The sequence below is a fragment of the Orbus sasakiae genome (assembly GCF_039542345.1).
Lineage (GTDB): Bacteria > Pseudomonadota > Gammaproteobacteria > Enterobacterales > Orbaceae > Orbus > Orbus sasakiae.
This window is the reverse complement of record NZ_BAABHY010000013.1, coordinates 11,916-32,696: the sequence shown is the minus strand read 5'-3', so window position 1 is coordinate 32,696 and position 20,781 is coordinate 11,916. Positions and strand designations below refer to the sequence as shown.

17 protein-coding genes are annotated in these 20,781 nt (G+C 39.2%); 11 read left to right on the top strand and 6 right to left on the bottom strand.

The window, feature by feature from the left end:
- Positions 1-51: 51 nt before the first annotated feature.
- The 3 genes from ABEA36_RS12400 to ABEA36_RS12390 are packed head-to-tail and all read right to left on the bottom strand — an operon-like array spanning position 52 to position 3,244.
- Positions 52-1,446, bottom strand: coding sequence for a PTS fructose transporter subunit IIC (locus ABEA36_RS12400; RefSeq protein ID WP_345492659.1), 1,395 nt, complete (start codon positions 1,444-1,446; stop codon positions 52-54).
- Positions 1,447-1,456: 10 nt separating this feature from the next.
- Positions 1,457-2,377 carry a 1-phosphofructokinase family hexose kinase gene (locus tag ABEA36_RS12395; protein WP_345492657.1) on the bottom strand — a complete coding sequence of 307 codons (921 nt, stop codon included), beginning with the start codon at positions 2,375-2,377 and terminating at the stop codon, positions 1,457-1,459.
- Between the two features lie 12 nt (positions 2,378-2,389).
- Entirely contained in the window at positions 2,390-3,244 is an 855-nt protein-coding gene (locus tag ABEA36_RS12390) for a tagatose bisphosphate family class II aldolase (protein WP_345492654.1), read from the bottom strand.
- A 296-nt stretch (positions 3,245-3,540) separates the two neighbouring features.
- Between ABEA36_RS12390 and ABEA36_RS12385 the strand changes: the two genes are divergently transcribed.
- Together ABEA36_RS12385 and ABEA36_RS12380 are read left to right on the top strand one after the other, a co-directional pair.
- Positions 3,541-4,368 (top strand): DeoR/GlpR family DNA-binding transcription regulator, encoded by an 828-nt coding sequence (locus ABEA36_RS12385; protein WP_345492652.1) that lies wholly within the window; start codon positions 3,541-3,543, stop codon positions 4,366-4,368.
- Between the two features lies 1 nt (position 4,369).
- Positions 4,370-5,329, top strand: coding sequence for a sugar kinase (locus tag ABEA36_RS12380; protein WP_345492650.1), 960 nt, complete (start codon positions 4,370-4,372; stop codon positions 5,327-5,329).
- Between the two features lie 12 nt (positions 5,330-5,341).
- Here the strand turns inward: ABEA36_RS12380 and mnmL are convergent, their stop codons facing one another.
- From mnmL to ABEA36_RS12365, 3 genes are all read right to left on the bottom strand, one after another.
- Entirely contained in the window at positions 5,342-6,271 is a 930-nt protein-coding gene (mnmL, locus tag ABEA36_RS12375; RefSeq protein WP_345492648.1) for a tRNA modification radical SAM protein MnmL/YtqA, read from the bottom strand.
- 100 nt (positions 6,272-6,371) lie between these two features.
- Positions 6,372-7,718 (bottom strand): ATP-binding protein, encoded by a 1,347-nt coding sequence (locus tag ABEA36_RS12370; RefSeq protein ID WP_345492646.1) that lies wholly within the window; start codon positions 7,716-7,718, stop codon positions 6,372-6,374.
- The gene (locus ABEA36_RS12365) at positions 7,711-8,442 is read right to left on the bottom strand and encodes a response regulator (protein ID WP_345492644.1); all 732 of its coding nucleotides are present in this window, start codon (positions 8,440-8,442) and stop codon (positions 7,711-7,713) included. Before ABEA36_RS12365 ends, ABEA36_RS12370 begins: the two co-directional genes overlap by 8 nt.
- 182 nt (positions 8,443-8,624) lie before the next feature.
- Between ABEA36_RS12365 and ABEA36_RS12360 the strand changes: the two genes are divergently transcribed.
- The 9 genes from ABEA36_RS12360 to ABEA36_RS12320 all read left to right on the top strand — a co-directional run bounded on the left by ABEA36_RS12360 (position 8,625) and on the right by ABEA36_RS12320 (position 20,767).
- Positions 8,625-9,410, top strand: a complete 786-nt coding sequence (locus ABEA36_RS12360; RefSeq protein WP_345492642.1) for an MtnX-like HAD-IB family phosphatase — start codon at positions 8,625-8,627, stop codon at positions 9,408-9,410.
- Entirely contained in the window at positions 9,407-10,270 is an 864-nt protein-coding gene (locus ABEA36_RS12355) for an alpha/beta hydrolase (protein ID WP_345492640.1), read from the top strand. The genes ABEA36_RS12360 and ABEA36_RS12355 overlap by 4 nt, the downstream gene beginning before the upstream one ends.
- A complete protein-coding gene (locus ABEA36_RS12350; protein ID WP_345492638.1) occupies positions 10,267-10,623 on the top strand; it encodes a DMT family transporter in 357 nt (118 codons plus the stop codon). Before ABEA36_RS12355 ends, ABEA36_RS12350 begins: the two co-directional genes overlap by 4 nt.
- A complete protein-coding gene (locus tag ABEA36_RS12345; RefSeq protein ID WP_345492636.1) occupies positions 10,623-11,030 on the top strand; it encodes a DMT family transporter in 408 nt (135 codons plus the stop codon). The genes ABEA36_RS12350 and ABEA36_RS12345 overlap by 1 nt, the downstream gene beginning before the upstream one ends.
- A gap of 148 nt (positions 11,031-11,178) precedes the next feature.
- Positions 11,179-12,588, top strand: a complete 1,410-nt coding sequence (locus ABEA36_RS12340) for an aspartate aminotransferase family protein (RefSeq protein WP_345492634.1) — start codon at positions 11,179-11,181, stop codon at positions 12,586-12,588.
- A gap of 71 nt (positions 12,589-12,659) precedes the next feature.
- A complete protein-coding gene (locus tag ABEA36_RS12335) occupies positions 12,660-13,763 on the top strand; it encodes a GNAT family N-acetyltransferase (protein ID WP_345492632.1) in 1,104 nt (367 codons plus the stop codon).
- Positions 13,741-14,613, top strand: a complete 873-nt coding sequence (locus ABEA36_RS12330; RefSeq protein WP_345492629.1) for an arginase family protein — start codon at positions 13,741-13,743, stop codon at positions 14,611-14,613. The genes ABEA36_RS12335 and ABEA36_RS12330 overlap by 23 nt, the downstream gene beginning before the upstream one ends.
- Positions 14,614-14,883: 270 nt before the next feature.
- Positions 14,884-19,341, top strand: coding sequence for a glutamate synthase large subunit (gene gltB / locus ABEA36_RS12325; protein ID WP_345492627.1), 4,458 nt, complete (start codon positions 14,884-14,886; stop codon positions 19,339-19,341).
- Between the two features lie 13 nt (positions 19,342-19,354).
- Entirely contained in the window at positions 19,355-20,767 is a 1,413-nt protein-coding gene (locus ABEA36_RS12320) for an FAD-dependent oxidoreductase (protein ID WP_345492625.1), read from the top strand.
- The last annotated feature ends 14 nt before the right edge of the window (positions 20,768-20,781 follow it).

The following is a 20,781-nucleotide window of genomic DNA, read 5'->3' as shown; positions in this document are numbered from 1 at the left end:
CCTTTATTATCATGAGTTGCCAAACAAGAGTGCTTTAGCAACCTCTATCCATTATACGTTAGTGATTAATTTACGATTTTGATGCATACGGCTTAATCCCAGTAAGATTGCACCTACTAATGCCCCAACAAAAATACATCCGACCCATAAAAACGGTTTATTCACTAAGGGTAAAACGAGGAATCCGCCATGCGGAGCGGGCACTTGAATATGACTTAAGAATGTCAACACCGCAGCAATGGCAGAAGATAGCATCATAATCGGTAATACCCGCAATGGATCTTTAGCTGCAAATGGGATGGCGCCTTCGGTGATATGGGTTGAACCTAAAACGTAATTGACAAGTCCGGCAGCGCGTTCATCTTCACTAAAGGCTTTACCTCGGAAAATCGTTGTTGAAAATGCAATAACAAACGGTGGTACAATACATGCGGCTGAAACACCAGCCATGAAGAAGAAATTCCCTTCGCCCAATAACATGGTGCCAGTGACATAAGCCGCTTTATTAACAGGACCACCAAAGTCAAATGAACACATACAGCCGATCACAATACCTAATAAAATCGGATTAGCTTGTTGTAACGATTGTAACCAGTCTTTCATACCATTATTAATGGAGGCAATTGGTTCACCGAGTAAAAACATGCCTGCTCCGATAATAAACACCCCAATCAATGGCATAATAAAAATCGATTTAAGCCCTTCAAATTGTCGCGGTAGATGATCAAGCCATTTTTTAACATACAACATCAGATAACCCGCAGCAAAGCCTGCGATAATCCCACCTAGAAAACCCGCACCTGTGATGTTAGCAACCAGTCCACCGACAAAGCCTGCAACCATACCAGGTCGGCCTGCGATTGATGATGCAATAAAGGCGGTAAATACTGGGACCATAATGCCAAATGCTTGTCCGCCAATTTTCATTAACAACGCTGCAAATTCATTATATTGAGGGCTCGTTGGATCTGCTGAATAGATACCCCATAAAAATGAAATGGCAATTAAAACCCCTCCCGCAACCACAAAAGGTAACATATTCGAGACACCACTCATGAGGTGCTTATAAATTTGTCTGCCAATTGACTCTTTAACATTAATATCGGTGCTAGTGGTCGACACATGACCTTTACGGATTGAGGCATGACCAGATAAAAGCTGCTCAACTAAGGCGCCTGCTTTATGAATACCATCTTTTACAGGGACTTCAATGACCGCCATACCATTAAAACGTTCAGCATTGATATCCTTGTCTGCAGCAATGATGACACCGATAGCATCTTTAAGATCAGAATCCGTAATTGCATTATCAATGCCACCGGCACCATTTGTTTCAACTTTAATTTCTACACCTGCTTTTTTCGCGGCTGCTTTCAATGCTTCCTCTGCCATATAGGTATGAGCTATTCCTGTTGGGCAACCTGTAACGGCTAATATTTTTTTCATTATTATTCCCTCATTTTATTTGGGTGATCGATAATTGCTGCATATACTCATCAATGTGATTGAGTAACCCTAAACCATCCGATTCAGCAACATTAGCGCCGGTGGCAGAGGCTTTTTTCATCGCAAGGTCTATGTTTTGTTGTGTTGGAAGCCATACACTCAAAAAGGCTGCTAACGAGGCGTCACCAGCGCAAGCGGAACTGACGAGTTGTATTGGCATCGCATCACAAAACCAGATATGCCGTTGGTTTGAAAAATACAGTCCTTTATCCCCCATGGTTAACAAGATGTTTTGAGCACCTAGATTATGAATCTGTTCGATCGCATGAATGATTTGTTCACGGTTGTTGGTGTCCAGACCAAATATCTCTTTGACTTCATCGTTATTTGGTTTGATTAATAATGGCTGATACGCTAATAATTCACTCAGTTTTTGATGACTAATATCTAAAATAACGGCAATTTTTTTACGTTGGCATAATGTTAAAATATGATCATAATAATCAGCATCAATATTATTCGGTAAGCTGCCGCTAATGACTAAATAGCTATTATCGTTGAGTGAATCAATCAGTGATAACATCTCCTGCTTTTTATCATTAGCCACAAAAGGGCCTTTACCCACTAACTTATATTCATCTTTGCCATCATTAATAAAGACGTTGATTCGAGTGATATCATCAATCCAGCATGGTATTGTGTCGATATGACGTTTATTCAGTTCATCAACGATATATTTGCCTGAAAAATCACCAAAAAAGCCAAGTGCGGTGGTCTGTTTACCAAATTTATTTAGCACAATTGACACATTGACGGCTTTGCCGTTGGGGCTGTACTCGGTATGTAATGTCCGGTTGACTGTGTTAGGGTTTAAGCCCTGACAGCGGATATTCATATCGATTGCTGTGTTAAGGGTCAGTGTATATATCATAGTTATTCCATACTAAAGTTTGCCAGCACAGCCACAAGTATCAATGATTTTTTTGACAACATCTTTCATGGCTGCTTTGGCTGGTTTCATATAGTGACGGGGATCATTCGCATCTGGATTAGCAATAAAATAGTGTTTTAAAGCATCAGAAAAGGCGATTTTCAGTTCCGTTGCAACGTTAACTTTACAAATTCCACGTTTGATACATTCACGTACGTCTTTATCTGGAATACCTGATGCACCATGTAAAACTAATGGAATATCCACCACCGAACGGATTTGTGATAAACGCTCGAAATCTAATTTAGGTTCTGATTTATAAAGTCCATGTGCAGTACCGATGGCAATGGCTAATGAATCAATCCCTGTTTTCTCAACAAACTCAGCAGCTTGTTTTGGATTGGTATATAACGCATCTTTGCTGTCCACCACAAGATCATCTTCAATACCGCCAAGACGACCAAGCTCAGCTTCGACACTCACATCATAACGATGGGCATAATCGACGACACGTTTTACAATCGCGATGTTTTCATTAAATGTTTCGTGTGAACCATCAATCATAACTGAACGGACACCCGCGTGTATTTTGTCATTGATATCATTAAAATCTTCATGATGATCCAAGTGTAAAGCAAGGGGGACATTATATTTTTCAGCCAGTGCAGATGCGATCGCAACAATATTTTCAGTACCCGCATAGCTATAGGTACCGGGCGTACCGGCAAGGATGACGGGGGATTGTAATTCAGCAACCGTTTCAACAATCACCTGCATGGTTTCAAGATTATGAATATTAAAGGCAGGTACTGCATAGTGCTGTTGTTGTGCTTTTTTTAGCATGTTATTGCTAGAAATAATAAACATGTCATTCTCCTAATGAATAAAATCTTTCAAAATGAAAGTTATTTTGTGTTTTATTTATTACAAAATAAAACATATTGAATGAAAATGATGTGATTATTATCACAAAAATGACTTTTAACTTTCATGTTTAAAGTTTATTATCTTTTTTAATTTCATTTTGAAAGTTTAATAGCTATACTGTAAATCGTTTAAGTCACGTTAAAATGACACTAGCTTAGATTGACCAATGCTATTGTTGCATTTATTATCAAGCGATATTGCAGTTTTAATTATTTTAAAAATAGGAAAATTGAACGTTGGCTAGGGCATCTTCAGCATTACTAAAACGGCGACTCGATATCGCTGAAATAGTTCGAAAACAAGGTGAAGTTAAAGTCGATGAATTATCTGAACTACTCAATGTTTCAGGGGTCACGATTCGACAGGATTTAACTTACCTCGAACAACAAGGCTATTTAAAACGGTCTTTTGGTGGGGCAATTTATATTGCTCCTGAAAGTACGGTGAATCATGCTAAGATTCTGTCCCAAAACCCAATCCAAAATAGCTATGACAATAATGATATTGATCTGGTTAAGCAGGCGCTGAATGATATTCATGATGGTGATACATTATTTTTAAGTCATGGTTACTTAATGCGTAAATTGATTCCTTTTTTACATCATAAAAAAGCCATCACACTTATTATGAATGACTTATCAAATGCCGAATTAGCTAAAGAATTTACGCAAGCCGAAATTGTCATTATTGGTGGTGTGTTATCTGACAACAATATTGTGCATGATAGCAAAATGCTAGGATTCGTTTTAAGTCAGTATCCGATTACTCAGTTTATTGTTGAGGCTGTCGGTATTTCTGCCGATAACGAGATATTAATTGAAGATGCTGAACAACTTAAAAATTACCGTCAATTATTAAAAAATGCTGATAAGACTATGGTTATTTTACCTCAACGGACTTTATATGAAGACGCAAATCATATTGGGAAGTTGAAAGACATTGATGTTGCGATTTTATCAAGGCCAGCTGTCACGAATTATCATCAGCAGTTATTAGATTGTCACTTTAAGCAAATAGATTCAACTAAGCACAGTATGATTTATCAAAATACCGTGGAGGAATAATATGAATTTTAAAATTTGTACTATGGGTGAACTTCTTGTTGAATTTTTAGCCAAAGAACAACATCAGCGTTTTGATCAAACGGGTGAATTTATTGGTCCTTTTCCCAGCGGAGCACCGGCTATTTTTGCCTCACAGGTTGCAAAGTTAGGTTTCCCTGTTGTTTTTTTTAGCTGCGTTGGCAAAGATGCGTTTGGTAAGATGTGCATTAAACGTTTAAAAGACGATGGTGTGATTACTGACGGGATATCCTTACATAATAAAGCAAATACCGGCAGTGCCTTTGTGACTTATAAAGGACCCAATGAACGAGATTTTATTTTTAATATTCCAAATAGCGCGTGTGGTTTACTTTCTTTTGATCACATAAATGAAGAGTTACTCAAAGATTGTAACCATTTACATGTCATGGGGTCGTCACTCTATTCATTTCGTGTGATTGATGCGATGCGTAAAGCATTATATATCGTCAAAAGTAACGGTGGTACGATTTCCTTTGATCCTAATTTACGTAAAGAAATGTTTGATATTCCCGAAATGGAGGCCTCATTTGATTATATTATGGATTATACAGATATTTTCTTGCCGAGCGAAAGCGAAGTCAGCTATTTTGCGAGTAACAACACTGACAGTGAAAAGAAAACCATGACATTGCTGTTAAAAAGAGGCGTTAAACATATTGTTGTTAAGTGTGGTAGTAAAGGTGCCAATTATTATGGGAGAGACGCACAAGATAACTTTCGCACTATTCATGCCGACAGTTATGCCATTGATACCATTGATCCTACTGGTGCGGGAGACTGCTTTGGTGCAACATTTGTGAGTTTGATGCTTGCTGGTTATGAAGTTGAAACGGCTCTACAATACGCTAATGCAAGTGGCGCATTAGCGGTCGCACAAAAAGGGCCAATGGAAGGGACGTCAACTTTAGATGAGCTAAAACAATTTATTGCGTTACGGTAAAGTCAATGACTGTCACGCATCAATAAATTGGTAGCTATCGCCAAGCGCACTACCTTGTACACCAAATTGCCGCAAATTATGATCAACGGCATTCATTGATTCCCAGTGATTTGCACACCAATCTGGTGCAAGTAATGTTGGTTTTCTGGCATTGGCTGAAATGCGGTGAAATAAAATGTCTTTTGGTGTATGGCGGATTAAGTCACCTGCGATATCCACATATTCATCGAGTGTTAAAACAGATTGCCTACCTGCTCGCCATGCTTTCGCCAGAATACTGCCTTCAACAATATGCAGCGGGTGCAGTTTTAATCCATCCACCCCAGTTTCTAAGACTTGATTGAGAGTGGTAAAACAGTCTCGTTTCGTCTCTTTAGGTAAACCCACAATTAAGTGGGTGCACACCTTAATGCCTAATTGACGGGCTTTTTGGGTGGTTTGATGATAATCATCATAAGTGTGACCACGATTGATTTCGTGTAGTGTTTTATTATTGGCAGTTTGCAAGCCAAGCTCTAACCAAACTTCGTAACCTTTATCTTGATATTGTGCTAATAAGTTCAGTGCTGCATCGGGCACACAATCCGGCCGAGTACCCACACATAAGCCTACGATATCAGCATTTTGTAATGCTTCTTCGTACATTTTTTGTAAAATTTCGACTTCAGCATAAGTACTGGTATAGGCTTGAAAATAGGCAAGATAGCGTTTTGATTTTTTCATCTGTGCCGCTTGTAAAATCAGTTGCTCAGGAATTGATTTAACTTGAATGGATTCATCAATAATGGATGCAACATTACAAAATGTACAGCCACCTTTTGCTAACTCACCGTCTCGGTTTGGGCAACTAAAACCACCATGCAGGGTTAATTTATAGATTTTTTCACCATAGCGTTTAGCCAGATCTGCACCAAAGGTATTTACAACAAGATGTAATTGCATAATGATTCATTTAAAAGTCGGTTTAATGGTCACGTACATTATCGTATTGAAATTCACTTGTACATAGCCGTCTTTAAATTTAACCAATCTTTAATATCTTTTAAGAAAAGTTAAGTGTTATCACAAACCGAGCACCACCTAGTGGGCTAGTAATGACAAATGCATTGCCTTGACAATATTCGGCAATTAATTTGACGTAAGCAAGCCCTAGTCCATAACCTCCCGTTGATTTAGTGCGACTTGAATCAATACGTGAAAATGGTAAAAAGATTGTTTCGCGATCTTTAAGGGGGACGCCTGGCCCGTTGTCATCAACAATAATAAACAGCAGGTCATCTTGTTGAGATAACCGCAGAATAGCTTTGTTACTTGAATATTTAAAGGCATTAAGTAGCAGATTTTTAATGATCGTTTCGACCAATTGCTTATCAAGTGAAACGGTTTTATCTTCTATTTCGTATTCTAAATCGAAATTATGAGGTTTGAGCAATGTTAAGTTATCGATGATACTCATTGTCCATGCGGTTAATGGTACCGGCGTAATATTTTTAAGTAACTGTGTTTGCTGTATTTTGAAATAATTTAAACTACTATTAATTAATACTTCTAATTCTTTGATGTCATTGGTAATTTCATTGATTAAACGTTGCTTTTCTAACTCGTCAGGTTCATTTGCTAGCATTTCGACTTCAAAATTCATACGGGCCAGTGGCGTACGGAGTTCATGCGCCATAGCATGTAAGATAATTCGGTTACTCGAAATCAGTTTTTCAATCTGATTACACATGGTATTAATGACACCAGCAAGCTGTTTAAACAACCAACTTTGTGCGGGTTTCGCTCTAACTTGTAAATTTCCTTTGCCCAGTTCATCCACTGTGATACTCATGTTTTTAGCATCACGCCATAAGTAAGAAAATGTAAAGTACAGCAACACACTAAACATGATGGCACTAAATCCAGCAAACAATAAAAGAAAGCTTACAAAGGGTAAAATATTGCTAGCAAATATATCATCGCCAATCAATGGCCCTAATGCTAAATATTGCTCAGCATTGAGTGTTGCATAGATCATCTCATTATCTTCATCATAACCAATACCATATTTGTTAATATCGTGTTGAGTGATTAAAGGGAGTGATAAATCACGCGATTGGATTTGTAGCCGAAAACCAAAATGAGGTTGTAAATTGGTTAATACTTGTTCTGTGGTCAATTGAGGATTATTATTGATTTCCTGTCGAATTAAGTAGATCGTTCCTTGATGTGCTCTGCGCTCAATAACATTATCATCAGATAAACCGGTTAAAGAGTAAGGCAGTGATGCAAAAATAATGAGTGCGCCATATGCCACGACAGATTGTAAAATTAACGAAATAATAAAATAGATAAATAAACGTTTGGTGAAAATACGATTACTGGGTTTTAATGGATTAACATTACTCACTCTGCGCTCCCTCAGGGCAAAACAGATAGCCCTTACCACGTACTGTTTTGATAAAATGCGGGTTATCCGGATCATCTAACAATTTTTTACGTAGTCTGGACACTCGCGCATCAATTGAGCGATCCATTCCATCAAAATCAATGCCTCGCATCTGGTTAAAAATGTTATCACGCGATAATATTTTACCGTGTGAATCAGCAAATAAACATAATAAATCAAATTCTGATGTGGTTAAATCAAGAACTTGTTTACTAAGTGTAGCGGTTCGATTGGTCAAATTAATTAACAGTTGACCAAAAACTTGCGCTGATTCATTCGGCTTATCAATGTGATCACTATTTTCATAATGCTCATGAGCATTTTCTTTACGACGTAATAAAGCACGAATTCTGGCTAATAATAATCTTGGTTCAACGGGTTTTGCTAAATAATCATCAGCGCCAATTTCTAACCCCAGTATTTCATCAATACTGTCGTCATTTGCGGTCATAATTAAGATGCGTCCGGGATAGTTTGCTCGAATGTCTCGGCAAATATCAAATCCAGATTTACCAGGTAACATGACATCTAAAATAATTAAATCGGGTGAGGTGTGATTAATCACGTCTTCAGCAGTATCGCCATGATCATGCCACGTGACATGATAATGATAACGCGTTAAATAGGTGAGGATTAATTTGGCTAAACGTTCATCATCTTCAATAATGAGTATTTTATCATTCATCTGACTACTTCGAGTTTTATGTTATATGGATAGAGATAACGTCATCTCAGTAAGCACCATGTTACTGGCTTGTTACAAAATCTATACAAACTATTTGAATCGCTTATTTTCAATCTACGGTAGAATCTTATTCATCCATTTTTGCATGGGTATTGTAATTTATTTGAAGGAATAAATATAGTATGAGTAATTTTTTTTCAATATCCGATCCGGTTTTTTTGTCGCAAGAAAACATGCGTGGCAACCCGCATTGCCGCCCTATTGTGCTATGTGATTTCGATGGCACAATCTCATTGGTTGATGTGACAGACACATTACTTAATCATTTTGGACAAGATGGCTGTGATGAGCTTGAAGCGTTATGGTGCAGTGGTCAAATTGGTTCACAAGAGTGTATGAGTAAGCAAATCGCGTTACTTGATGCGTCATTTGACGAACTCAATAGTGTTTTAGCTAAAATTAAAATTGACCCATTTTTTAAAGCTTTTGTGCAGTTTGCGCAAAAAAATCATATCGATGTTCATATTGTTAGCGATGGTTTAGATTATGCTATTCAGTCTATTTTAGCTAACAATGGCCTGGCACCATTACCCGTTTATGCGAATGAATTGAAACATGATAATCAACGTGGTTGGAAGTTACAATTTCCTTATAGTGCTCCTGATTGTGAAAAAGCAAGTGGTAACTGTAAATGTGCTCATGTTAAAAAACAACGGCAAACTTTTTCACCCATATTTTATGTCGGTGATGGTACCTCTGATTTTTGTGTGTCGAATAAAGTTGATTATGTGTTTGCCAAAGACAAACTGATTCACTTTTGCCAACAACATAAAATTAATCACAGCCAAATCGCTGATTTTTCTCATGTGATTGAACTGATGCCGACGTTATTAAGTGTGTTTGATCATAGCTTTACTAAACAACCCAATATTTGCGGAACACAATACAAGAGTGTGATTTCACTATGATTCAAGATTCAACGTTTTTTCTCCCTGGTAATCGCGATGGCGTATTACTGATTCATGGCTTAACGGGTACTCCAACCGAAATGCGTATCATCGGCAAAGGTCTGAATAAAGCGGGTTTCACCGTGTATGGTATGCAACTTGCTGGGCACTGTGGTGATGAAAATGATCTTAGACAGACGACGTGGCAAGATTGGTATCAAAGCGTTGAACAAGCAGCCGATTTTTTATCAGAAAAAGTGGATAATGTCTTTGTTGCCGGCTTATCAATGGGCGCATTGTTATCATTAAAATTGGCCGCAGATAGACCTGAACAAATTAAAGCGGTTGGGGTATATGGCGTGACGTTTCATTATGATGGCTGGAGTATTCCATTTTGGGCAAAACATTTCTTTTTCTTACTAAAATGGCTCAAAAAATTGAATTTATTCCAAAAGACGTCGTTTATTGAACAGCCACCTTATGGTTTAAAAGATGAACGTATTCGCCAACAGGTGTCAGAAAGTATGTTAAGCGGTGATAGTGCGTCCGCCGGACTAGCGGGAAACCCGTTAGCTGCATTAGCTGAAATGCAATATCTGGTGAAGTGCGTTAAACAACAATTACCGCAGATTAAAGCGCCGTGCCTGATTATGCATTCCAGTCATGATGATATTGCTGATATTAAAACTAATGCAATGTTGGTACAGCAAAAAATTCAAGGTACCAGTAAGTTAGTCAAACTTGATGAAAGCTATCATTTGATTACGATTGACCGTGAACGTCGTCGTGTGATTAACGAAACCGTCATCTTTTTTAATCAAGTATTAAACAAACCGATTGACGCAATAAATAATCTTCAAAGTGATGAGGACATATCATGACATTATTAGCGATAGCATTATGGATTGCCAATATCTCGTTTGATACGTTAGGGCAGATTTCCTTTAAGTATGCGGCATCCAATAAAAAAGATAATGAAGGCCTGCAATATTGGCGTGCTTTATTCAGTAATTATTGGGTTTGGATCGGTATTTCGGCTTATGTAGCAGAATTTTTGTTGTGGCTTGCTTTTTTGACTTTAGTACCGCTTTTCCAAGGTGTGTTGATGGTCTCGATTAATATCATTACCGTCATGCTGGTGGGGCGATTTTTATTTAATGAAAAGCTGACATCGTTTCGTGTGATAGGGATGGTCTTTATCACAACCGGTGTTATTTTTGTGGGGGCAAGTTAATGCGTAAGTTTTATTTAATTGGTTTTGCCCTGTTATTGTTATTCGACACAATAGGTCATTGCAGTTTTAAGATGACTGCAATTGCGGCTGAGCCATTGGAAGCTAATGTCGAATGGCTCGCTCGCATATTCGGGCAGGTTTGGGTCTATATTGCTATTTTAGGTTATATTTTAACGTTTTTCACTTGGATGATCCTATTAAAAAAAGCACCTATTGGCCCAGCTTTTGCCGCATCTCATATGGAAGTTGTCACGGTGATGTTTGTATCGGTATGGTTGTTTAATGAACAGATTACGGTCATGCGCTTTTTAGGGGCCATATTCATTACTGCGGGGATCGTTTTTCTGGCATTAGCCGAAAAGCAGATTCATGAAAAAGAAAATCGGATTGTCCATGACAGTGACTAGCAGTATGTCATCAATATCGGCATGAGATAAACGCGATGTTACAAAATTATGTTACACAAACTATACATTAATTCTCTATTGTAACGGCAGATTGATCTTTAAGATTTGCCGTGAACTCAAATTCATTTCATTTTGGAGTAAAAATATTATGAGTAAACCAACCGCAGAACTTGTTAGTCAACTGCCTAGTGATGAACAAATGTTAGCTGATGAAGCAAAATATTGTTCTTATGGCGATACCGTACATTACGCAACACCCGCTAAAATTTTTGTTGGCTGTGATGGTAGTTATATGTATGACCGAGAAGGGAAATCTTATCTTGACTTACAAATGTGGTATTCAGCGTGTAACTTTGGGTATGCTAATAAACGTTTAGATGATGTCCTAAAAAATCAAATTGACACCTTACCACAATGTGCAAGCCAATATTTGCACCCAACTAAAATTGAACTCGCTAAAACCATCGCACAAGATATGGAACGTAAGTTTAATTTACCAGGTCGTGTGCATTTTAATGTGGGTGGTTCACAATGTATCGAAGACTCACTAAAATTAGTGCGTAATGCCAGTAATGGTAAAAGTTTAATGTTCGCTTTTGAAGGCGGGTATCATGGACGTACCCTTGGTGCTTCATCAATTACGTCGAGTTATCGTTATCGTCGTCGTTATGGACACTTTGGTGAAAGAGCCATGTTTATTCCTTTCCCTTACCCATTCCGTCGACCAAAAGGGATGACACCTGAAGAGTATGGCGATCACTGTGTTAACCAATTCGCGCGTCTATTTGAAACAGAATACAACGGGGTATGGGATCCGAAAGCGGGTCAATCTGAATATGCTGCGTTTTATGTTGAACCTTTACAAGGAACCGGTGGTTATGTTGTTCCCCCACGTAACTTCTTCAAAGGCTTGAAAAAAGTCTTAGATCAATACGGTATTTTGATGGTTGTTGATGAAATCCAAATGGGCTTTTATCGTACCGGTAAATTATGGTCAATTGAACATTTTGATGTCAAACCAGACGTGCTTGTATTTGCAAAAGCATTAACGAATGGATTAAACCCATTAGGTGGTATGTGGGCGCGTGAAGAATTAATTAATCCAACAATATTCCCAGTAGGCTCAACACATTCAACATTTGCATCAAACCCAATCGGTACGGCATTAGGTCTTGAAGTAATGAAAATGACTCAAGAAATGGATTATGAAACCATGGTCATGGAAAAAGGTGCTTACTTCCTTGACGGTTTACGTGAACTTGAAAAACGTCATAAAGAGATTGGTGAAGTGGATGGTCTAGGCCTTGCACTACGTGCTGAAATTTGTACGGAAGATGGCTACACGCCAAATAAACCATTACTTGATAAAATGTTTGACCTTGGTCTAGAGGGTAATTTAGATTGGAAAGGCCAAAAAATGGGCTTGGTTCTTGATGTAGGTGGTTATTATAAAAACGTGATTACGTTCGCTCCATCATTACACATTAGTAAACCAGAAATTGATCAGGCTATTGAATTACTAGATCAATTACTCACGATGGCGAAAAAAGCGTTATAACATTGTCATACTTTATCACCTCTCTTATTGATGAGGGGTGATGCTTCTACGTTGATCATTTGAGAGTTAACATGCCGTATCTAAACCAATTAGAACCCAATGAACTGATTGCACATTTTCTCGCTAATCCGCCCGTTGATTTTACGGCATGGCAAACAGAAAGTGGCCTACCGATGTTTGCGGCTCGATTTGATTTGTTAACTACCGTCGACCCAGCTTTGCGCCATAAAATTATGAAGTTACCGTTTTATCGAATCTGGGGCAATTGGTTACGATTTAATACGGCATTTGTCGGTACAACAGTGTCTGAATATGCTTTATTGCCAACAGATGCTGATACTTATTTACTGGTTAGTGCGTTAAAAACGCATTATGCCAAACGCTATCCATTCTTGATTGTCAAAGATTTACCGAATCACTCAACACTGCTGTCAGAAAACGAAAATGATCAAAGTGAATTGTTCGCGAAACACCTTGCCGCAGAGCAATTTATCCAAGTGGAAGGCCAAGCTTTGGCGTTTGTGAAATGTGATTATCAGTCTATTGATGATTACTTATCGCGATTGTCATACAGTCGGCGTAAAAATTTTCGTCGTAAATTAAAAGTGGCAAAAGATATTGATGTAAAAGTCAGTTACAGTGGCGATGACTGTTTTTTTGAATCACAACATATCGCGCAATACTATCAGCTTTATTTGAATGTTTATGAGCAAAGTGATATTCATTTTGATAAACTTAGCCAAGCCTTTTTTCAAGCACTGCTGCAAGACAAAAATAATCATGCTATTATTTTCAATTATTACCATGATAATCAACTAATTGGCTATAATATTTGCTTTATCGTCGGTGATACGCTAATCGATAAATATATTGGTTTTGTTTACCCAAAATGCCATGAGTTTAATTTGTATTACGTCAGCTGGTTTTATAATTTACAGTATTTGCTCGATCATAATCTTACCTATTATATTGCGGGTTGGACTGACCCTGAAGTTAAAGCAAGTCTCGGTGCGCAATTTACATTAACCCAGCATTGGGTTTATATCCGTAATCCATTGTTACGATGGGTACTAGGGCGTCTGAGCCGATATTTTGAAACAGACAAACAACTACTGGATAAACAGCAGAATAAGACATCATCACAGGTGAAGCATGAAAACGCCGATCATTCTTAATTTTGATAACAGTGTTGGCAATATCGATGGTGCGCTAACTATTTCGCTGGCTGATTACCAAGAACGAATTCGTTTTGGCTGTAGTCAACAACATTATCGTTCGTTGTGTGAGCATCTGGCACCATTGTTACCCGATCATCATTACGGTCCTGTCTTAATGGGCAGCGGTGATTATCATCATTTAAGCCTATTTTTAATCGAGCGTTTAGCACAACATTATAGTGCCACAAACCCGATCCAAGTTGTTATATTTGACAACCATCCTGATAATATGCGTTTTCCATTTGGTATTCACTGTGGGTCATGGGTCAGCCATGTCGCAAAATTACCCTTTGTGAGTCATGTGCATGTGATGGGTATTTGCTCTAATGATATTGGTAATGCGCATTGTTTTGAAAACCGTTTATTACCGTTATATCGAAAAAAGCTGACGTATTGGACATTAAATCACAATACGCAATGGGCAAAATATCTTGGGCTGTCTAAAGCGTTTCGTTGCTTTCATTCTGCCGATGAAATGATCTCTGCCTTTATCGCAACGCAAGATAAGCTCGCATTACCAACCTATTTATCAATCGATAAAGATGTACTCAGTGAACATGTCATCAAAACTAACTGGGATCAAGGGCAATTAGCGGTCTATCACCTTGCTGATACGATAACCGCACTGGGACATGATATTATCGGCAGTGATATAACGGGTGAATTGTCATCATATCATTACCAAACCCGTTGGAAGCGCGTATTAAGTTCACTTGATGCACAACCCGATATTGCTCTTGATAAATTGCATGAATGGCAAGGTGAGCAGCATCAATTAAATCGACAACTTTTGACCTTATTGGGCTAATCTACCCCAAAAAGATGCACCATAATGAAACAATAAGTCACAATAATGGATCACCTGCTTTATGATGATCCATTAATTCTATTAATACCCATCATGCTGTTATTAAAATATTGACTTATAAGTAGAATTTATTTGACCAAAACCGCTTTTCTCGCTAATTTTTGAGCCATTATCGTCGTCTTTATCTGTCTTTTTTTATCGTGTGTAACGCGATTGTAACGGATGATTGTCACAACGATGTAAAGATAAAAATTATTGAGAGGCAATGACATGTTATATAACCAGCATCATGAAAAAGATAACTGTGGTTTTGGATTAATTGCTCACATAGAAGGCAAACCAAGTCACAAAGTGGTGCGTACAGCGATTCACGGACTTGCTCGTATGCAGCATCGTGGCGCAATTTTAGCCGACGGTAAAACGGGCGATGGTTGTGGCTTACTCCTACAAAAACCGGATCGATATTTTCATTTAGTTGCCGAAGAAGCAGGCTGGCGTTTAGCCACTAATTATGCCGTGGGTATGCTATTTTTAAGCCAAGATGAACGTGAAGCGCAAATTAGTCGAGACATTATTGAAGACGAATTATCGAAAGAGACGCTCTCATTAGTCGGATGGCGAAAAGTGCCAATCGATACCAGTGTGCTGGGTGAAATTGCGTTATCTTCGATGCCGCAAATTGAGCAGGTATTTATCAATGCACCGGCAGGGTGGAGTACCATCGATTTAGAACGTCGTTTATATATGGTGCGTCGGCGGATTGAAAAACGTGTTCAAGATGATGCGTTTTATGTGTGCAGTTTTTCAAATCAGGTCAATATCTATAAAGGCTTGTGTATGCCTAAAGATTTACCGCGTTTTTACCTTGACCTTGCTGATTTACGTATGGAGTCTTCAATTTGTCTATTCCATCAACGTTTTTCAACGAATACCGTTCCCAAGTGGCCACTTGCACAGCCATTTCGACATTTAGCACACAATGGTGAAATTAATACGATTGAAGGTAACCGCCAATGGGCTAAAGCACGTTCTTACAAATTCAGAACACCACTGATTCCTGATATTCAAGATGCTGCGCCTTTCGTGAATGAAACGGGCTCAGATTCTAGCTCTCTGGATAATATGCTTGAACTTTTTCTCGTCGGTGGTATGGATATCGTGAGAGCAATGCGTCTACTTGTTCCGCCAGCCTGGCAAAACAACCCTGATATGAATGAAGATTTACGTGCATTCTTCGACTTCAATTCAATGCATATGGAACCGTGGGATGGCCCGGCAGGGATTGTTTTATCAGATGGCCGCTATGCCGCTTGTAGTCTTGATCGTAACGGATTAAGACCCGCGCGATATGTGATTACAACCGATGGGTTAATTACGTGTGCTTCTGAAATTGGTATTTGGGACTATGAACCCGATGAGGTCGTAAAAAAAGGGCGTGTTGGGCCAGGTGAGTTGTTAGTGATTGATACCAGTGAAGGACGTATCTTACAACCATCCGAAACTGATAATGATTTACAAAAACGCCATCCTTATAAAACGTGGATGACTAAAAATGTTAAGCAGCTTACCCCATTTGAAGAACTTGCTGATAGCCACTTAGGTAAGCGAGATTTTGATGAGGTCACGTTAGCATCTTATCAAAAACAATTTGGTTACTCATTTGAGGAACTCGATCAGGTGATTCGTTCATTGGGTGAAAATGGTCAAGAAGCCACTGGTTCGATGGGTGATGATACCCCTTTTGCTGTGCTATCAAGTCGCCCAAGAATCATTTATGACTACTTTAGACAAAAATTTGCACAGGTCACCAATCCACCAATAGATCCATTACGCGAAGCGCATGTCATGTCCCTGTCAACCAGTATTGGTCGTGAAATGAATGTGTTTGCGGAAGCAGAAGGCCAAGCTCATCGGGTATCATTTAAATCCCCCGTGTTGTTATATTCTGACTTTGAACAGCTAACAACGCTCGAGTCAAAATATTATCAAATGGATGTTCTTGATATTACCTATGAAATTGATGGTAGTTTGAATGATGCTATTGAACAGTTGTGTGGTGATGCTGAAAATAAAGTACGTAACGGGGCGGTATTGCTTGTTTTATCTGATAAAAATATTGCGGCTGACCGTTTGCCAATTCCTGCGCCAATGGCAGTTGGTGCCGTACAACAACGTTTGGTTGAGAAAAATTTACGTTGTGATGCTAATATTATTGTTGAAACAGCTAGTTGTCGCGATCCTCATCAGTTTGCTGTTTTAATTGGTTTTGGTGCCACTGCAATTTATCCTTATCTTGCTTATGAAACATTAGCGCAACTGATTGATAACGGTACATTGAATAACACGTATCGTGAAGCCATGATTAATTACCGTAATGGAATTAATAAAGGGCTGTATAAGATTATGTCTAAAATGGGCATTTCGACCATTGCCTCATACCGTTGTGCTAAGTTATTTGAAGCAGTCGGTTTACACGATGACGTCGTCAAAATCTGTTTCCCAGGCGTTACAAGCCGTATAAACGGTGCCAATTTTGATGACTTCCAACAAGACTTATTCGAGTTATCAAAACGAGCATGGCTTAAACGTAAACCACTCGAACAAGGTGGCTTACTGAAATACATTCACGGTGGTGAATACCATGCCTATAATCCCGATGTCGTCCAGTCACTGCAACAGGCCGTTAACAGTGGTAGCTATGAAGCGTATCAGCAATATTCGAATATTGTCAATCAGCGACCCGTCGCAACATTACGTGATTTATTGACATTAACACCTCAGCCTGGGGCGGCTATCCCGATAGAACACGTTGAGCCGAGTGAAGCGCTATTCAAACGTTTTGACTCTGCAGCTATGTCAATTGGCGCCCTTAGTCCAGAAGCACATGAATCGTTAGCTGAAGCCATGAATACATTAGGTGGTTTTTCAAATTCAGGTGAAGGTGGCGAAGATCCTGCACGTTATAATACGATCAAAGTGTCTCGTATTAAGCAAGTCGCATCGGGTCGATTTGGTGTGACGCCAAGTTACTTAATGAGTGCAGACATCATTCAAATCAAAGTTGCTCAAGGCGCTAAACCTGGCGAAGGGGGTCAACTACCGGGTGATAAAGTCACGCCATATATTGCTCGATTACGTTTTGCCGTGCCAGGGGCAACCTTGATTTCACCACCGCCACATCATGATATTTACTCAATTGAAGATTTGGCGCAGCTGATTTTTGATTTGAAACAAATTAATCCAAAAGCGATGATTTCTGTCAAATTAGTCTCAGAGCCAGGTGTCGGGACAATTGCAACGGGTGTGGCTAAAGCCTATGCTGATATGATAACCGTCGCCGGTTATGATGGTGGAACGGGAGCCAGTCCTTTAACTTCGGTTAAATATGCAGGTTCACCGTGGGAGCTTGGTCTGGTTGAAACGCAGCAAGCACTTGTTGCCAATGGGCTTCGTCACAAAATTCGATTACAAGTTGATGGTGGATTAAAAACAGGGCTCGATATTGTTAAAGCTGCGATTTTAGGTGCAGAAAGTTTTGGTTTCGGTACTGGACCCATGGTCGCGCTGGGTTGTAAATATTTACGTATTTGTCACCTTAATAATTGTGCGACAGGTGTTGCGACGCAAGATGATAAACTGCGCCAAAATCATTATCATGGCTTACCTGAAAAAGCGATGAACTATTTCCGTTTTATTGCACAAGAAACACGTGAAATTATGGCCGAACTCGGTGTAAAGAGTATTGTTGACTTAATTGGCCGAACCGATTTACTTACTGAATTAGACGGTTTAACCAGTAAACAACAAAAACTGGATTTATCGAGCTTATTAGCAACAGCAAAACCGATTGATGGCCATGCCGTCTATCATACACAGCTCAATGCGCCGTTTGATAAAGGTGTTTTAAATAACGACATTATGATCCAAGCAAAAGAGGCTGTTGACAGTAGGCAATCTAAGTCATTCTATTTTGATATTCAAAATACACATCGCTCAATTGGTACGACACTATCTGGCTATATTGCACAGCAGTATGGAGATCAAGGGCTTGTTTCTGAACCGATCAAATTGAATTTTAATGGTACGGCTGGCCAAAGCTTTGGTGTATGGAATGCTAGCGGCGTTGATTTAACCTTAACGGGTGATGCAAACGATTATGTTGGCAAAGGCATGGCTGGTGGCAAGATTGTTATTTATCCACCCGTCGGATCAGCATTTTTAAGCCATGAAGCAACCATCATTGGTAATACGTGTTTATATGGTGCAACGGGCGGTAAGCTTTTTGCTGCCGGTAAAGCAGGCGAACGCTTCGCTGTACGTAACTCTGGTGCGGTGAGTGTTGTTGAAGGTATCGGTGATAATGGTTGTGAGTATATGACAGGCGGTATTGTTTGTGTACTTGGCAAAACAGGCGTCAACTTTGGGGCGGGAATGACAGGTGGATTTGCATATATTCTCAACGAAAATGATGAGTTTAAAAAACGTATCAACAAAGAATTGGTTGAAATGTTAAATGTCGCTGATTATGCCATCCACGAAGAACATTTACGAGGCTTGATTACTGAGCATGCACAATTGACCCATTCGTCTAGGGCGGAGGAAATTTTAGCAAATTGGTCACATTATGCTAAACAGTTTGTGTTAGTGAAACCGAAATCGAGTGATGTAAAAGCATTACTGGGTCATCGTAGTCGGTCAGCTGCCGAATTACGTGTTTTGGCGCAATAAGGAGGGGATGCGAATGAGTCAGAATGTTTATCAATTTATCGATTTACAACGTGTTGATCCACCTAAAAAATCGCTAAAGATTAGAAAAATTGAGTTTGTTGAAATCTATGAAGGATTTTCTAAATCACAAGCCGCGACTCAAGCCGACCGATGTTTGGCTTGTGGTAATCCTTATTGTGAGTGGAAATGCCCTGTTCATAACTATATTCCAAACTGGTTAAAATTAGTTAATGAAGGGCATATTTTAGAAGCTGTTGAATTGTGTCATCAAACCAATAGTTTACCCGAAGTGTGTGGCAGAGTTTGTCCCCAAGACCGCTTATGTGAAGGTTCATGTACACTTAATGCGGAATTTGGTGCGGTCACAATTGGTAATATTGAACGCTATATTACTGATGAAGCCTTTAAGATGGGGTGGCGGCCAAACTTATCTAACGTTGAAATGACGGGAGAACGTGTCGCGATAATTGGCGCTGGGCCAGCTGGACTTGCTTGTGCCGATGTCTTAATTCGCAATGGTGTCAAACCGGTTGTGTTTGATCGTCATCCTGAAATTGGTGGATTATTAACATTTGGTATTCCTGCTTTTAAACTCGATAAAGAGGTATTAATTAATCGCCGGATTATTTTTACCGATATGGGGATCGAATTCCGTTTAAATACCGAAGTTGGCAAAGATGTAAGTTTAACCTCGTTAGTTGATGAATTTGATGCGGTATTTATTGGTACCGGGACATATCAATCGATGCGTGGTGGACTTGAAAATGAAGATGCTAAAGGTGTATACGAAGCCTTACCTTTTTTAATTGCCAATACAAAGCATATCATGCAACATCAACAAGCCTCCGATACACCTTATGTTGATATGCAAGGCAAACGTGTCGTCGTACTTGGTGGTGGTGATACTGCAATGGATTGCGTGAGAACATCGATTCGCCAAGGGGCAACAGAGGTAACCTGTGCTTATCGCCGTGATGAAGCGAATATGCCAGGTTCAAAACGCGAAGTCAAAAATGCCAAAGAGGAAGGGGCTGCATTTTTATTTAATGTGCAACCACTGAGCATAGAAATTGATCAGCAAGGGCAAGTGACGGGCATTAAAATGGTAAAAACTGAACTTGGTGAACCTGATGATAAAGGACGTCGCTCTGCTGTTGCGATTAAGGGTTCTGAGTTTGTTCTGCCTGCCGATGCCGTGATTATGGCATTTGGTTTTAAACCACATAGTATGCCTTGGCTTGCAGAGCACCACATTGAATTAGATAAACAAGGTCGTATTATCGCGCCTGAACGTAATGCTTATCAAACAACAAATCCAAAAATCTTTGCTGGCGGTGATGCCGTGCGTGGGTCAGATCTTGTTGTAACTGCGATTGCGGAAGGTCGTAAAGCGGCTGAAGGTATTTTAGATTATCTTGATGTTTAATTTAAACAATGCAT